At 52.1% G+C, this 240-nt stretch carries 1 protein-coding gene; it reads right to left on the bottom strand.

Annotation, left to right across the window (positions count from 1 at the left end):
* A partial coding sequence (locus tag U0R11_RS13665) for a hypothetical protein (RefSeq protein ID WP_406752405.1) occupies window positions 1–240 on the bottom strand: 240 nt, incomplete at both ends.

The raw sequence follows: 240 nt of genomic DNA, 5'->3' as shown, positions 1-240 counted from the left end.
CCGAAGCAAAACTACCGTTGGCATTGGACTTGGTCCAAGTAACGGTTTGTCCTGAGGTAGCAACTGGATTGTCATTGGCATCGGCTAACTGAGCCGAGATGGTTACAGTAGCCCCCGCCACAGGAGACGAAGACGAAGAAGTAACGAGGTACTTACTAGCAGTCCCCGCCACGGTGGTGATGGTAGAAGATGTTCCAGAAATAGCCGAAGTAGTAGCTGTCACGGTAGTGGCAGTACCTG

This window comes from Aquirufa salirivi (genome assembly GCF_045310485.1).
In the GTDB taxonomy this organism is placed as follows: domain Bacteria; phylum Bacteroidota; class Bacteroidia; order Cytophagales; family Spirosomataceae; genus Aquirufa; species Aquirufa salirivi.
Note: the sequence above shows the minus strand (reverse complement) of the source record. Positions and strands in the feature narration are given on the sequence as shown.